This is a genomic window from Paractinoplanes toevensis (assembly GCF_018332695.1).
Classification (GTDB): domain Bacteria; phylum Actinomycetota; class Actinomycetes; order Mycobacteriales; family Micromonosporaceae; genus Actinoplanes; species Actinoplanes toevensis.
The window spans coordinates 22,188-36,500 of the sequence record NZ_BOQN01000088.1 but is presented as its reverse complement, the minus strand read 5'-3'; the positions used below and the strand labels follow the sequence as shown (position 1 = coordinate 36,500).

General features: G+C 70.0%; 13 protein-coding genes and 1 tRNA gene. 7 read left to right on the top strand and 7 right to left on the bottom strand.

Annotation, left to right across the window (positions count from 1 at the left end; genetic code table 11):
• Nucleotides 1-55: 55 nt before the first annotated feature.
• The 3 genes from Ato02nite_RS34125 (at nt 56) to Ato02nite_RS34115 (ending at nt 3,803) form a co-directional block, all read left to right on the top strand.
• Nucleotides 56-1,216 (top strand): FIST signal transduction protein, encoded by a 1,161-nt coding sequence (locus tag Ato02nite_RS34125; protein ID WP_213010805.1) that lies wholly within the window; start codon nt 56-58, stop codon nt 1,214-1,216.
• A 4-nt stretch (nt 1,217-1,220) separates the two neighbouring features.
• Nucleotides 1,221-3,404 carry a putative bifunctional diguanylate cyclase/phosphodiesterase gene (locus Ato02nite_RS34120; RefSeq protein ID WP_213010804.1) on the top strand — a complete coding sequence of 728 codons (2,184 nt, stop codon included), beginning with the start codon at nt 1,221-1,223 and terminating at the stop codon, nt 3,402-3,404.
• 99 nt (nt 3,405-3,503) lie between these two features.
• The gene (locus tag Ato02nite_RS34115) at nt 3,504-3,803 is read left to right on the top strand and encodes a hypothetical protein (RefSeq protein ID WP_203813024.1); all 300 of its coding nucleotides are present in this window, start codon (nt 3,504-3,506) and stop codon (nt 3,801-3,803) included.
• Between the two features lie 68 nt (nt 3,804-3,871).
• Here the strand turns inward: Ato02nite_RS34115 and Ato02nite_RS34110 are convergent, their stop codons facing one another.
• Nucleotides 3,872-4,594 (bottom strand): DUF4190 domain-containing protein, encoded by a 723-nt coding sequence (locus tag Ato02nite_RS34110; protein ID WP_213010803.1) that lies wholly within the window; start codon nt 4,592-4,594, stop codon nt 3,872-3,874.
• A 108-nt stretch (nt 4,595-4,702) separates the two neighbouring features.
• Nucleotides 4,703-5,158: a GatB/YqeY domain-containing protein gene (locus Ato02nite_RS34105; RefSeq protein ID WP_213010802.1), complete on the bottom strand. Its 456-nt coding sequence runs from the start codon at nt 5,156-5,158 to the stop codon at nt 4,703-4,705.
• A gap of 25 nt (nt 5,159-5,183) precedes the next feature.
• Here Ato02nite_RS34105 and Ato02nite_RS34100 point away from each other — a divergent pair, with 25 nt between their 5' ends.
• The 3 genes from Ato02nite_RS34100 (at nt 5,184) to Ato02nite_RS34090 (ending at nt 7,667) form a co-directional block, all read left to right on the top strand.
• Nucleotides 5,184-6,080 (top strand): metallophosphoesterase, encoded by an 897-nt coding sequence (locus tag Ato02nite_RS34100; RefSeq protein WP_213010801.1) that lies wholly within the window; start codon nt 5,184-5,186, stop codon nt 6,078-6,080.
• Between the two features lie 73 nt (nt 6,081-6,153).
• Nucleotides 6,154-6,230, top strand: a tRNA-Pro gene (locus Ato02nite_RS34095).
• Between the two features lie 117 nt (nt 6,231-6,347).
• Complete coding sequence (locus tag Ato02nite_RS34090) at nt 6,348-7,667, top strand: delta-60 repeat domain-containing protein (protein ID WP_213010800.1); 1,320 nt, start codon at nt 6,348-6,350, stop codon at nt 7,665-7,667.
• Here the strand turns inward: Ato02nite_RS34090 and Ato02nite_RS34085 are convergent.
• Both Ato02nite_RS34085 and Ato02nite_RS34080 read right to left on the bottom strand, forming a co-directional pair.
• The gene (locus Ato02nite_RS34085) at nt 7,631-8,122 is read right to left on the bottom strand and encodes a hypothetical protein (RefSeq protein WP_213010799.1); all 492 of its coding nucleotides are present in this window, start codon (nt 8,120-8,122) and stop codon (nt 7,631-7,633) included. The two genes, Ato02nite_RS34090 and Ato02nite_RS34085, sit on opposite strands and share 37 nt — an antisense overlap.
• A gap of 110 nt (nt 8,123-8,232) precedes the next feature.
• Nucleotides 8,233-10,650 carry a transglycosylase domain-containing protein gene (locus tag Ato02nite_RS34080; RefSeq protein WP_213010872.1) on the bottom strand — a complete coding sequence of 806 codons (2,418 nt, stop codon included), beginning with the start codon at nt 10,648-10,650 and terminating at the stop codon, nt 8,233-8,235.
• Nucleotides 10,651-10,956: 306 nt separating this feature from the next.
• Here Ato02nite_RS34080 and Ato02nite_RS34075 point away from each other — a divergent pair, with 306 nt between their 5' ends.
• Nucleotides 10,957-11,259, top strand: coding sequence for a WhiB family transcriptional regulator (locus Ato02nite_RS34075; RefSeq protein WP_203733764.1), 303 nt, complete (start codon nt 10,957-10,959; stop codon nt 11,257-11,259).
• Nucleotides 11,260-11,261: 2 nt separating this feature from the next.
• Here the strand turns inward: Ato02nite_RS34075 and bagB are convergent, their stop codons facing one another.
• From bagB to Ato02nite_RS34060, 3 genes are read right to left on the bottom strand one after another with little or no spacing between them, the layout of a single operon-like run.
• A complete protein-coding gene (bagB, locus tag Ato02nite_RS34070; RefSeq protein WP_213010798.1) occupies nt 11,262-12,413 on the bottom strand; it encodes an ArsA family ATPase in 1,152 nt (383 codons plus the stop codon).
• A 24-nt stretch (nt 12,414-12,437) separates the two neighbouring features.
• Nucleotides 12,438-13,394 (bottom strand): ATPase BagA, encoded by a 957-nt coding sequence (bagA, locus tag Ato02nite_RS34065; RefSeq protein ID WP_213010797.1) that lies wholly within the window; start codon nt 13,392-13,394, stop codon nt 12,438-12,440.
• Between the two features lie 23 nt (nt 13,395-13,417).
• The gene (locus Ato02nite_RS34060) at nt 13,418-14,311 is read right to left on the bottom strand and encodes an Rv0361 family membrane protein (protein ID WP_213010796.1); all 894 of its coding nucleotides are present in this window, start codon (nt 14,309-14,311) and stop codon (nt 13,418-13,420) included.
• Between the last annotated feature and the right edge of the window lie 2 nt (nt 14,312-14,313).

The following is a 14,313-nucleotide window of genomic DNA, read 5'->3' as shown; positions in this document are numbered from 1 at the left end:
CAGCACCCCACACGCAACCACTCAGCAACCGACAAACCGTGCCGATCAGAAGATCATGCTGAGCAATCCGCATCGGTGGTTCGGCGCTGGGCAGAGCAGCGCTGCGGACTCCACCAAGGCCGGTGCCGAGGCCGCGGCGGAAGCGATCGGTGGCCGCGTGCCCAAGGCCGTCGTCGTCTTCGCCTCGGTGGCGCACGACCTGCCGGCCCTGATCAGCGGGGTGCGGGCGGAGGTCGGCCCGGACGCCGCGATCGTCGGCAGCACCACCATGGGCGAGCTCGGCAACGGCGGGCTGACCGTCGGCGGGGTCGCGGTGGCCGCGCTCGGCGGCGACGGCTTCACGGTGCACACCCGGGCGGCGCACATCCACGAGTCCGATCCGCGCGCGGCCGGTGCCGCGGCGGCCGAGTCGCTGCGCGGGCTGCACGACGACCACAAGGTGCTGGTGCTGTTCTGCGACGGGCTCACCGGGCATCCGCACGACATCGTCCGGGGTGCGTACTCCAGCATCGGCGCGACCGTTCCGCTGGTCGGCGGGTTCGGCGCGGACGACCGGCGCTTCGAGCGGACCTACCAGTTCTACGGCGACGAGGTGCTGACCAACTCGGTGGTCGGGCTCGCGCTCGGTTCGGACGGGCCGATCGGCATCGGCGTCGCGCACGGCTGGCGCCGGATCGAGCCGCCGATGATCGTCACGAAGAGCCAGGGCGCGCACATCTTCCTGCTCGACGACGAGCCGGCGCTGGACGTCCTGCTGCGCCGCAACAACTTCGAGGGCACCGCCGACGAGTTCTTCCACCAGGGCCGCCAGTTGCAGCCGCTCGGACTGTCCCGGCGCAACGGCGAGGACATCCGGGTGCTGCACGCCGGCGACGACGAGGAACGCTCGGTCTGGGGCACCGCGGACATCCCGCAGGGTGCGCTGGTCTGGCTGATGGAGGCGGACCGGCAGGCGCTGCTCGACGGCGCCACCTGGTCGTGCACCGAGGCGCTGGCCCGGCTCGACGGGCTCGCCCCGCTGGGGGTGCTCGCCTTCGACTGCGCGGGCCGCCGGGTCGGCCTGATGGAGGGCGGGGTGGACGAGGAGATCGCGGTCATGCGGGACGCCCTGCACGGTGCGCCGTTCGCCGGTTTCTACACCTCCGGCGAGATCGCGCGGGTGCGCGGCGCGAGCGGAGTGCACCACCTCACCCTGGTCACCCTCGCTCTGGCATGACGGCATGATGACCTGGTCAACACACCTGCTCACCGAGTTCTTCACCGCGGTCAACGCGGCCGAGGACGAGCAAACGGCGATCATCAGCGCGGTCGAGCGCGCCACCGAGATGGTCGAGGCCGAGGTCGGCGCGGTCGTGCGGGAGGGCAAGGTCCTCGGGGCGTACGGCTTCGGGCCGATCGTCCCGGAGGCCGGGCTGCTCGCGGTGGCGGCGGGCGAGAGCCTGCTCGACGTGACCGGCGTCGGCGAGCTGCACGCCGCACCCAACCCGCTGGGCGGGGAGCCGGCGGATGCACTGATCGTGGCCCGGCTGGATCAACCGTTCAGCCCCGAGGAACGGCAGATGCTGCAGGGCATGGCCCAGGTCCTCGGCCTGGCGCTGCGCAGCATCCGGGTGCTGGCGGCCGAGCGGCACCTGCGCGCCGAGAAGGAACGGCAGGCGACCTCCGCGCAGACCCGCCAGCGGCTGGTCGAGTCGCTGCTGACCATCCAGCGGGCGATCTCGGCGCGGCGACCGCTGCCGGAGATCCTGGACGCGGTGACCGGCGGGGCGTGCGAGCTGCTGGACGGGGCCACGGTGGCGCTGCTGCTGGCCGAGGGCGGCCCGGATCGGCGCCTGAGTGTGGCGTCGACCTGCGGCGGGACCGACGGCGAACCCCAGCCGGAAGGGGCGGCTCGGGCCGCGATGGCGGCCGGCACGGTGGTGATCCGGCCGGATGCGACCGGTACGGTGATCGCCGCCCCGGTGCGGGTGACCGGCGAGATGGCCGGCTGCCTGGTGGCCCACCTGCCCGGCGCCACCGATCAGTACACCGAGCAGCGCGACCAACTGGCCGCGTTCGCGCAGCAGGTGAGCCTGGCACTGACCGACGCGAAGACCGTCGAGGCGGTCCGCGAGGCGCACCACGACCCGGTCACCGGCCTGCCGAACCGGGCCCTCTTCCTCAAGATCCTCAACCGGGTGCTGTCCTCCCGCGGCACCTCGGCCGACCCGACCAGCGTTCTCTTCATCGACCTGGACCGGTTCAAGGCGGTCAACGACAGCCTCGGCCACGAGGCCGGTGACCAGCTGCTGGCGCTGGTCGCCCGGCGGCTGCGCGGTTGCGTGCGGGCCAGCGACACCACCGCCCGCCTGGGCGGTGACGAGTTCGCGGCGCTGCTGCACGATTCCCCGATGGAGGCCGCCACCATCGTCGGCGAGCGGGTCGTCGCCGCGATCAAGGAGCCGTTCCGGGTGGCCGGCCGGGAGATCTTCATCGGGGCCAGCGTCGGCGTCGCCATCTCCCGCGAGGACGCCGAGAAGTCCGAGACCCTGCTGCACAACGCCGACGTGGCGATGTACCGGGCCAAGAAGGACGGGCCGGGCCGGGTTCTGGTCTACGAGCCGTACATGCACGCCGAGGCGCTCGACCACCTGAGCCTGCGCGGTGATCTGCAGCGGGCGCTGCGTGAGGGCGAGTTCCGGCTGCAGTACCAGCCGCTGATCCGGCTGGCCGACGGCGCGCCGACCGGCGTCGAGGCGCTGATCCGCTGGCACAGCCCGACCCGCGGGTTCGTCTCGCCGGTCGACTTCATCCCGATCGCCGAGGAGTTCGGGCTGATCGTCGACATCGGCCAGTGGGTGCTGGAGAGCAGCGCCAAGCAGGTGGCCCAATGGCGACGAGAGTTCCCCGACCTGGGCCTCAACGTCAACGTGTCGGGGCATCAGCTGATGCATCCGCGGTTCGCCGACACCGTGATGCGGGCGCTGGCGATCGCCGGCCTGCCGTCCAGCGCGGTGACCCTGGAGCTGACCGAGTCGGTGCTGATGAGCGAGCCCGACCTGGGCAAGGCGGCGCTGAGCACGCTGCGCAGCCTGGGCGTGCAGTTGTCGATCGACGACTTCGGCACCGGTTATTCGTCGCTGGCCTACCTGCGGGAACTGCCGGTGGACGAGCTGAAGATAGACCGAGCGTTCATCGCGCGGGCCGAGCTGACCGGCGAGGATCTCGCGCTGGTACGCACGATCGTCGAACTCGCGCAGATCCTCGGGCTGCGCACGGTGGCCGAGGGAATCGAGAACGCGGCGCAGTGGGAGGCGTTACGCCGGCTGGGTTGCGGCTATGGCCAGGGCTATCACCTGTGCCGGCCGACGGACGCCGAGGAGCTGCCGTCGCGCCTGCTCACACAGCTTGTCGAACACCGATGATCACCCATCCGCGTACTTGATCCGCGGGCTACTACATGCGAGATCCTTTTGGGGTACTTTTCGCCTAATTGGTGCTAATTACTCGGAAGGAACATTTCCGTGACACCCTTCGCATTGTTCTTCCTCATCGCACTCGCCGGCTCATCCTGCTTCGCCCTCGGCCGGGCCCTCGGTCGCGGCGAACGCTACGAGAAGGGTTACCGCGAAGGCTTCCGCGACGGCGAGACCGGCTCCCTCGCCCGCGCCGCCCGCCTCATCCAGCTCAACGGCCGCCCGGCCATCGCACCCGCCGTCGAAACCATGCTCGGCCCCTACGCGGTGCCCCAGCAGCAGCTGCCCGGCCGGACCGTCGGCCCGTCGGTGGCATCGGTCCCGGTGCGACCGCAACTCGCGCTTTAAAGCCCGAAAACAACGACCCGGGGGTACGGCGTGAAGCCGGCCCCCGGGTCTTGTCTTTTCCGGTCGCGTCAGCCGATCAGCGAGAACACCAGGCCCGAGGCGAATCCCAGGCACATGCCGAGCACACCGGCCGCGATCGCCCACTGGCCGAGGCTCTCGCCGCGGCGGCGAGCGACGATGCCGCACACGATGGCGGCCGGGCCGAAGAGGATCGGCAGGACCAGGAACGCGACCACGGCCAGCACGAACGCGACGATGCTGAGCCGGTTGGGGGCCTGCGCCGGCGGCGGGCCGTACGGGTAGGGCGGCGGAGCCGGGTACGGCTGATACGGGGCGGCGCCGGGAACGGCCCCGAACTGCTGGGTCGGCGCGGCGTCGAACGGCAGGTTCGGCGGCGGTGCGTACGGCGCCGGGATTGCGCCGAAGGACTGGCCGGCCGGGCCGTACGGGGGCGCCGGTGGGGCGTTGTACTGCGGCGGGCCGCCGAACTGGGGCGGGGCCGGCGGGCCGCCGTACGGCGGCGTGGACGTCGGGGCGGCGCCGAACGGGAGCCCGCTGGGCGGGGCGCCGTACGCCGGCGGGTTGGGCGGCGGTGGGTACACCGGGGCCGGCGAGACCGGCGGAACCTGTGGCTCGGCGTGCGGGTGGATGGCCGAGAACTGGGTGGTCACGTCGGTGTCGGCCGAGGGCCAGGCGGGCGGGGCCGACGCCGGGGAGGACGTCGGCTGACCGCAGGTGCCGCAGTAGCCGGTCGGCGCGATCAGGGCCGAACCACAGTTGGTGCAGTTCATGGGCTGCACATCGGTTGACACTTCGCCGAGTTGAGGGACGGGGTGCTTTTCGCTCGCGAGCCATCCAGCCCCGCGGTTGCGGTGGTGGGAGGCCCTCGCGCGTACGATTCAGATACTCAGCTGTCGCCGCACCTCAGCCGCCACGCGCCCGCCTTCCGCACGCCCCGCGACGGCCGCCTGGGCGGCCTTCATGGCCGGGCCCATCTGGGCCTTCCCGCTGAAGCCGCCCGCCGTGAGCGCCCCCGCGACCACCTCGGCGATCTCGTCGTCGCTGAGCTGTTTCGGCAGGTACCGATCGATGATCTCGCCCTCGGACCGCTCCTTGGCCGCCTGCTCGCCGCGCCCCGCGTCGGCGAACGCGGTCGCCGCCTCGCGCCGCTTCTTGGACTCCTTGCTGAGCACCGCCAGCACCTCGTCGTCGGAGAGCGCGCGGGCCTGGCTGCCGGCCACCTCGGCGTTGCGCACCGCGGCCAGCGTCATCCGCAGCGTGGCGGTGGTGAGCTCGTCGCGGGACTTCATCGCGGTGTGCAGGTCATCGTTCAGGCGGTCTTTCAGCGTTCCCATGGACGGAGAAACTACTCTTGCCGTCATGCGTAAGCGCCCCTTTATCGGCCTGGCCGCCGGTGTGATAGCCGCCGGAGCCGCCACGTTCGCCTATTCCTCGCTGATCGAGCGGAACATGTTCACGCTGCGCCGCTTCGATGTGCCGGTCCTGGAGCCGGACGCCGAGCCGCTGCGCATTCTGCACATCTCCGACCTGCACATGATGCCCGGCCAGCGCCGCAAACAGGACTGGGTGGCGTCCCTCGGCGGCACCGATCCCGACCTGGTCGTGGTGACCGGCGACAACCTGTCCGACCCTGAAGCGGTGCCCGGCGTGCTGCGGGCGCTCGACCCGTTCCTGTCGGTGCCCGGCGCCTTCGTCTTCGGCTCGAACGACTACCGAGGCCCGGTCCTGAAGAACCCGCTGCGCTACGTCCTGCCCGGCGAGCGGGAGTACGTGCAGGGCGTCGACCTGCCCACCGAGGACCTGCGCGCCGGCTTCGTGGACGCCGGCTGGGCCGACCTGAACAACGCCCGCACGGTGATCAAGGCCGGCGGCCGCTCCATCGAGTTGGCCGGCGTGGACGACCCGCACGTGGAGCAGGACGACTACCCCTCGGTGGCGGGCCCCATCTCCGGCGGCGCCGACCTGCACATCGGGGTGACGCACACGCCGGCGTCCCGGGTGCTGAACGCCATGGCGGCGGACGGCTTCGCGCTGCTGCTGGCCGGCCACACCCACGGCGGTCAGGTTTGTGTGCCGTTCTACGGGGCGCTGACCACGAACTGCGACCTGCCGCAGTCGATGGCCAAGGGCCTGCACCGCTGGCCCGGCTCGGACGCCTGGCTGCACGTCTCGGCCGGCCTGGGCACCCACCCCACCGCCCCGATCCGCTTCGCCTGCCGCCCGGAAGCCTCGGTGCTGACGCTTATACCGCGCTGACCTGCGGTTTTGCTGCGAGGGGGTATACCGATTTCGGGATCGTGGAGGCGTCGGATAGTATTTCCTGGCAGCTCGGGGTATGGCGCAGCTTGGTAGCGCGCTTCGTTCGGGACGAAGAGGCCGTCGGTTCAAATCCGGCTACCCCGACCAAAGTAGTTGCACGTCAGGGCCGGTCTTCCGTTCAGGGAGACCGGCCCTGAATGCCTTCTGGGGCTGTTTCGGGCTTGTTTCATTGACACTCTTCGTGCTGGGGCGGAGCCTCGCCGCATGCGACCCATCCCGCACCACCCGGCACGTTTCACCATGAAATCCCCGCGACGGCCGTTCTCCGTCGCCGTCCTGGCCGTCGCGCCTCTCGTCGGCGCCTTGGTCGCGGCTGCTCCCGCCCAGGCCCGCACCTTCGGGCTGGACCTCTCGTTCGGCAGCGGCGGCATCGTCAGCACCGACTTCGCCGAGTTCATCGACGAGGGCCGGGCCCTGCTGGTGCAGAACGACAAGCCGGTCGTCGCCGGTACGGCCAGCCGGATCGTCGCGGGCATGGGTACTTCGGACTTCGGCGTGGCCCGGTACACCACCGACGGGCGCCCGGATTCGAGCTTCGGCTCCGGCGGGAAGGTGACGACGGACTTCTTCGGCTCAGCCGACGACGCGTACGCGGTGGCCGGGCAGCCCGATGGCGCCGTGGTCGCGGCCGGCCGCGCCGTCACGGCGGACAACCTCGACTCCGACTTCGCCCTGGCTCGTTACTGCCGGGACGGCACCCTGGATTCGGCCTTCGGCAGCGGCGGGAAGGTGCACACCGACTTCGGTGGCACGGTCGACGTCGGGAAAGCCATGGTGCGACAGCGGGACGGCAAGATCGTGGTGGCCGGGAGCACCGCGCTGTACCCGGTCAGCGTCGACTTCGCGCTGGCCCGCTATCACGTGGACGGCCGGCTGGACACCAGCTTCGGCGTCGGCGGCCGGGTGGTGACGAAGTTCGGTGGAGCCAGCTCGGCTACCGCTCTGGTGCTGCAGAAGGACGGCAAAATCGTCGTCACCGGCGAGACCGAGCGGGACGGCTTCGACTTCGGGCTGGCGCGCTACAACACGAACGGCACCCTGGACCGCGGCTTCGGTGACGGCGGCCTGGTGGTCACGGACTTCGGCGGAGCCGACCAGCCGTCCGCCCTTCTCGTCGACGCCGCCGGCCGGCTCGTCGCCGCCGGTCGCCACAGCACGAGCTCGGTGAGTTCCACTGTCGCGCTCGCCCGGTACCGACCGGACGGCCGGCTGGACCGGTCGTTCGGCACCGGCGGCCTGGTGACCACCGAGATGGACAACGCCACCGCCACCGCCGTGCTGGCCCAGGGCAGCAAGCTGCTGGTCGGTGCGGCCGGGGAAGCGCTCACGCTGGCGCGTTACCACTCGAACGGCACCCTCGACCGCAGCTTCGGCACCGACGGCGTGCTCGCCACCCGCTTCGGCTCCAGCGGCACCTATCTGGCGGCCCTGGCCGAGGACAGTCGCGGCCGGATCGTCGCGGCCGGAAGCATCAGCATCGAGCCGGATTACTGGGGCGAGTTCTTCGCGGCCCGCTTCCGCTGACCGTCGAGGCGCCTTATCAAACGCCGCACGATCAGCAGCGGGACGATGCCGAAGACGCCGAAAGATATGTCGATCGGTAGCCACCACCACGGCAGGTGGCGGATCGGGCCGGCTATCAGGGCCAGCGGGACGATCGCGATGCAGCAGAGCATCGCCCACTCGATGACCCAGATGTTGCGGACGGGATCGCGCCAGGGGCCGATGAATGCCATGGCTATCGCCAGGTGCGCGAACGCCAGCCAATCGGTTCCGTAGGCGATGAACGGGTAGCTCTCGCCGGTCACCACAAGGCCGTCTCGCACGTGGTCGATGAAGGTACGCAGCGCTTCGGGGGCCGGGATCTGATGCAGGACGTCGGCCAGCAGGCGGACCTCGGTCACCAGCGGGAACGCTGTCACGCCGGAGAGGACCAGGCCGACTACGAAGATGGCCAGCCAGATGCGGATCGCCTTCATGATCTTGAACTTAGGTGGGGCGGTCGGCCGGCGGCTACCCCGCACACAACACCTTCACAAACGGAAGAAGGGGCGGTGCCGAACGGCGCCGCCCCTTCCTCATTCGCTGGTCAGCGTCTTGGTCTGGTGGGGATCGCGGTGGGCAGGCCGGGGGTTTCCGGCTGCTCGGGCTTGTTGGTCTTGCCGTTGCTCTTCTCGATCACGACTACGCCGCCCTTGATGGTGCGGCCGCTCGGGTTGGTGCCGGCCGCGGTTCCGGCGGGGCAGGACGAATCTGTTTCGCCGCCCACCGTTACGTCGAAGCCGGCGCCCTCCAGGCGGTCTCGGGCGCTGTCGATCGAGTCGCAGGTTACGTCGGGGATCGAGCGCTGGTCGCCTACCGCGATCTTCTTGTTCTCGGGTGTCTTGAACTGGACCTTCGGCTTGCCGTCCATGAAGTCGCCCAGGGTGTTCCAGACCGCGGGGTTCACGATGCCGTGCGACATGCGGTCGGGGTGGTCCTGGTAGTCCGGGTTTACCAGGTAGCCCGCCACCACCAGGGACGTCGTGCCGGCGATCAGGGCCGCGGTCTTGTCGTGGTCGGTGGTGCCGGTCTTGCCGAAGACCGGGTGCTTGACCTCGCCGTGGGTCTGGCCGGCCGTGGTGCCGTGGCACTGGCCCAGCTGGGCCGAGTCGCCTACCGGGCAGCGGGCCGCGTCCAGGGCGGCGCGGGCCACGTCCTTGCTGGTGGCTCGGATGCAGTGGGACTTGCCGATGTCGAGTTTTTCGCCGTCCTGGCTGGAGATCTGCTCGATCGGGGTGGGCTCGCAGTACATGCCGTCGCCGGCCAGGGTCGCGTACGCGTTGGCCATGTCGAGCGGGGTCGAGGCCGAGACGCCCAGGGTGAAGGCGCCCCACTGGTTGGCCGCGACCGGGTCGTTCGCGAACTGGGCGTCGGGGTAGGAGACGCGGAACTGGACGCCGAAGCGCTTGGCGACGGCCACCACGTTCTCGGCGCCCACGCGTTCCTCGAGCGGGACGAAGAACGTGTTCACCGAGTTACCGAAGCCGGTCCACATGTTGTAGACGCCGGCCTCGCCCTCGCCCGCGTTGCCGGGGCACCAGAAGTGCGTGCCATCGCAGGCGGACGGGTTGTTCGAATCAATGATGTACCCGGATTTGTACTGCTTCGGGGCATTGATCGTGTAGCCGAGGGGGTAGCCCTTCTCCAGGGCCGCGACCATGGTGAACATCTTGAACACCGAGCCGGCCTGGTAACCGGTGATGTCCCCGCCGCCGCTCAGCAGCGGGTTCGTGGTGTTGGGGTAGGTGCCGCGTACGCCCTTCTTGGCCTTTTTCGGGTCTGAAGAGATCTTGTTCTGCGGGTTGGCCGGGTCGTCCAGCTTGTAGCGGCGGTTGGCGGCCAGGGCGCGCACCTTGCCGTCGCCGGGCTCGACCGCGGCGATCAGCAGGGCGTCCTTGTCCTTGTCGGAGATCTTGTCGGAGATGCTCTTGCGGGCCGCGTCCTGCGCCTTGATGTCCATCGTCGTGGTGATGCGGTAGCCGCCGCTCTTCAGGCGACGCTCCCGGTCGTACACCGTCTCACCGAACTCCTCGCGGCCCATCCACCAGCGGTAGAAGTAGTCGCAGAAGAAGCCCCAGGCGTTCTTGGCGACCGAGACGCAGCCGTTGCCGACCGGCTTGACCTGGCGCGGGATGGGCTCCTTCATCGCCTTGTCGGCCTCGGCCTGGGTGATGACGCCCATCTCGACCATGCCGGGGATGACGTAGTTGTTGCGGCGCTGGAGGATCTGGTCGTAACCCTCAGTGCTGGTCGGGTTGAAGCTGGTCGGCGCCTTGACCATGCCGGCGAGCATCGCGGCCTGGCCGATCGTGAGGTCCTTCGGCTTCTTGTTGAAGTAGATCTGGCTGGCCGCGAAGACGCCGTACGCCTGGTTGCCGAAGGGTGCGATGTTCAGGTAGCGCTCGACGATCTGGTCCTTCGAGAGCTCCTTCTCCACCTGAAGGGCGTACTTCATCTCGGTGATCTTGCGTTTCGGCGTGTCCTTGGTGGCGTCGACGACCTCTTGCGGGTTGGTCGCCGAGTAGGCCAGCGACATGCGCACCCACTGCATGGTGATGGTCGAGGCGCCCTGCTTGGACTTGCCGTTGTTGTTGCTGACCATGGCGCGGGCGACGCCCTTGAGGTCGACGCCGTTGTGGTGGTAGAACTCCCGGTCCTCGGCCGCGATGATCGCCGCCGGCATGTACTTCGACATGTCCTTCAGCGGTACGTCACTGCGGAACTCGTCGTAGAACTGCGCGACCTGGGTCTTGTTGTCGGATGCATAGATGCGCGTGATCTGCGGGGAACTGAAGTCCTTGAGCTCACTGGGCAGGTCCGCGAACGTCTGCCCGCCGGCCTTGGCGGCCAGGCCGGACATGGCGGCGGCCGGGAAGGCGGCGGCCGCGACGACGACGCCGGCGAGTAATCCGCAGATCAGCAACGACGTCGCATTGGCGAAGATGTTGTGATCGCGTCTGCGCATCCAGGAGGTCACCTGAGCAGGGTACGCGAAGGGAAGAGGCGGTCGCCCTTGGAGAAGGTCACGCTTCGCCCAGATTGATTGTGCCGGTTTACGGGGGGTTCGGCCGGTGTTTCAGGCAACTGACCTGCGGCCTTTGCCCAGGTAGGCCCGATAGTCCCGGCCTGTGAGTATTTGAGGGACAACGTTGCGTAATCACCCGACTACAGAGCATGATGGTGCGGCGAGCTATCGCGGGACGTCTGCAGTGCTTGGGGGGACATAAGCCAGCAGGCGTCAGGGGGTGAACGCAAGGGGGGACGTGTACAGATGGGGATGATCAGCGACTGGCCGAGCATGGCGGCATGTCAGAGTGGCGACCCTGACGCGCTGTTCGTGCAGGGCGCCGAGCAGAACGTGGCGAAGAGGATCTGCCGCAGCTGCCCGGTCCGCTACGAGTGCCTCGCCGATGCCCTGGACAACCGGATCGAGTTCGGCGTCTGGGGCGGTATGACGGAACGAGAGCGGCGAGCCCTGCTCCGCCGCCACCCGCATGTGGCGAGCTGGCGGAAGATGTTCGAGGCCGCGCTGCGGGAGAAGAACGCCGACAAGGTGCTCGTTCCCACCCGCTGAACTCAGCCGGGGAGACCGGCGAGTAGAGCGCCGATCGTCCGCAGCCCGTCGACGTCGTGCACGTCGGCGGGCTGCGCCGTGACCGCAACCGACGGGACCGCCGGGAAAGCGTCGGTGAAGTTGGCCGCCACCCGCACCTCCCGCTCGGTCTGCCGCATCAGCGCGGCGTGCACCCGGAGAGCGTCCGAGGTCATCTGCTGGTCGCCGATCGCCGCGAGAACGTCCGCGGCCTCCTCGCTGCGCTGGACCGACAGTGCCCCGACGGCCGAGTCGTGCATCCGGTTGAGCACCAGGCCGCCGAGCGGCATCTTCTCCGCCACCAGGCGCTCCGCGAAGTAGGCCACCTCTCGGACCGCGTCCCGCTCCGGGGCCGCGACCAGCAGGAACGAGGTCTGCGGGTCCTGCAGGATGCGGTAGGTCTCGTCGGCGCGATGCCGGAAACCGCCGAACATCGAATCGAGCGCCGCCACGAAACCGGACAGATCGGTCAGCAGCTGAGCGCCGAGGATTTTCTGCACGGCCCGGGAGAACAGCCCGAACGACGCCGTGACCAGGCTGAACATGCTCTTGCCGGAGCGCGCCGGGGCCAGCAGCATGCGCAGCATCCGGCCGTCCAGGAAGCGGGACAGGCGGGCCGGCGCGTCCAGGAAGTCGAGCGCCGACCGCGACGGCGGGGTGTCCACCACGATCAGGTCCCACTCGTCGGTGGCCCGCAGCTGACCCAGTTTCTCCATCGCCATGTATTCCTGCGTGCCGGCGAAGGTCGAGCTCATGGCCTGGTAGAACGGGTTCGCGAAGATCTCCGCGGCGCGCTGCGGCGTGGTGTGTTGCTGCACCACCTCGTCGAAGGTGCGCTTCATGTCGAGCATCATCGCGTGCAGCTCGCCGCCGTTCTCGGCGTCGATGCCCTTGACCTGGCGCGGAGTGTTGTCCAGCTCGCTGAGCCCCATCGACTGGGCCAGGCGGCGGGCCGGGTCGATGGTCAGCACCACCGTGCGACGACCGTGCACCTCGGCCGCCCGGACGCCGAGAGCGGCCGCGGTGGTCGTCTTGCCGACCCCACCGGCGCCGCAGCACACGATGATCCGGGTGGACGGGTCAGCGAGCAGACCGTCCACGTCGAGGCGAGGAGTGTCTTGCGGTAGGGGCACCATTCGAGCGTACTGAGGCGTAACCGGTCACGCCCGCATGAGTGACGAAGCCAGCTCGTCCAGTGCGTCCCGGTCGATGCCGCCCGGCAGCAGCGGCAACTCGACGACCGGCCGGCCGGCCTCGGCCAGCTCGGTGCGCAGCGACTCCTCCAGCTCGCGCCGGGTGAGATAGGCCTTGGCCTCGGCGGCCAGCCCGTTGACCGTGGTCGCGTCGGTCGGCAGCCCGGCCTCGGCCAGGCCCCGCTTGAGCTCGGCCTTGGTCACCTTGCCCGCGGTGAGCAGCGCCGGGCGGGCATTGTTCACGATGATCCGGCCGACCGAGATGTTCAGTGCCTGCAGCTCGGCGATGGCGTCCAGGGTCTCCTGCACCGGCATCTCCTCGAGCAGGGTGACCACGTGCACTGAGGTGATCGGCGAGCGCAGCAGGGAGGCCACGCCGTCGCTCTGCGTCTTGATCGGGCCCATCTTGGCGAGTTTCGCCGTCTCGGCCGTGACGTTGAGGAAGCGGCCGATCCGGCCGGTGGGCGGCGCGTCCAGCACCACGGCGTCGTAGATGCGCTTGCCGTCCTGCGAGCGGGTGGTCGCCTCCTTCACCTTGCCGGTGAGCAGCACGTCGCGCAGGCCCGGGGCGATGGTGGTGGCGAAGTCGATGGCGCCCACCTTGCGCAGCGCCCGGCCGGCCGCACCCAGGTGGTAGAACATGTCCAGGTATTCGAGGAGGGCTTCCTCCGGGTCGACGGCCAGCGCGCGCACGTCACCGCCGCCGGCCACCTGAGCGATCCGCAACTCCTTGTAGGGCAGCGGCTCCACCTCGAAGAGCTGGGCGATGCCCTGCCGGCCCTCGACCTCGACGAGCAGGGTGCGGCGGCCGCTCGCGGCCAGGCCGAGCGCCAGCGCCGCGGCCACCGTGGTCTTGCCGGTGCCGCCCTTGCCGGTGACGACGTGCAGCCGTGCCGGCCATCTGCTGTTGACGTGCTCGCCCATGACACCAACCGTACGGCGGGAGGTCAGCCGGCCACTTCACAGACCAGCCAGCCTGTTTTGCGGATCACCGTGAACTCGAGGTCCTGCTTGGCCGTCTTCTCGTCGGCCGTGGACAGGGTGAGCTGCACCGACACCAGGGCGCGGTCCTCGCCGGAGCTGGACACCGACGGCTCCTCCCACCGGTAGACCGGGTCGGTGTAGCCGTCCGAGTAGCTCTTGATCTCGGCCACCCGGTCGGCGAGCTTCGTCTTGTCGCGGGCCTCCCGGCAGACCAGTTCGTCGGCCGCGGCCGCGTCCTGCTGGGTGTAGACCGCGGTGAGGAAACGGTTGACCGCGGTGGCCGGGTCGGGCGAGCCCGGATTGTCGGCGTCGCGCAGCAGGAAATAGGCGGAGACGGCACCGCCGGAGCAGAGCAGCAGGGTGGCGGCGAGCGCCAGGGACACCCAGACCGCGCCGCGGCGCCCCTTCTTCTCCTCGGCCGGGACCGCGATGGGCGGGGCCGGCGTCTGCCAGATCGGGTCGGGCTGCGGGCTGTGCCAGCCCGCTTGCTCGGGCGGCTGGGTCTGCCACTGGCCCGGCGCCTCGTGCTGGGCGTGCCACGGCGCGGACGGCGCGATGACCTGGGTGTGGTCGGCCGGCGGGACGGCCGGCATGGTCGCGGTGGGTGCCTCGTCGGCGTACGCGCCGGGCGGCGGCCACGCTCCTGGGGACGCCTCCGGCGGGGCGTCGATGAAGTCGGCGGACGGGGGGGCGGAGAGGGCGGCGGAGGAGGAGACGGCGTGCGGCGGCCAGGCGTGCGGCGGCTCGGGCACCGGGATCGGATCGGCCGGCGGGATGGGCTGCGGCGGCTCCGGATCGGGCGACGGCACCGGCGCGGGCTCCGGGTGACCCGGGTCGCCGCCCTGCGGGTGCGTCATGT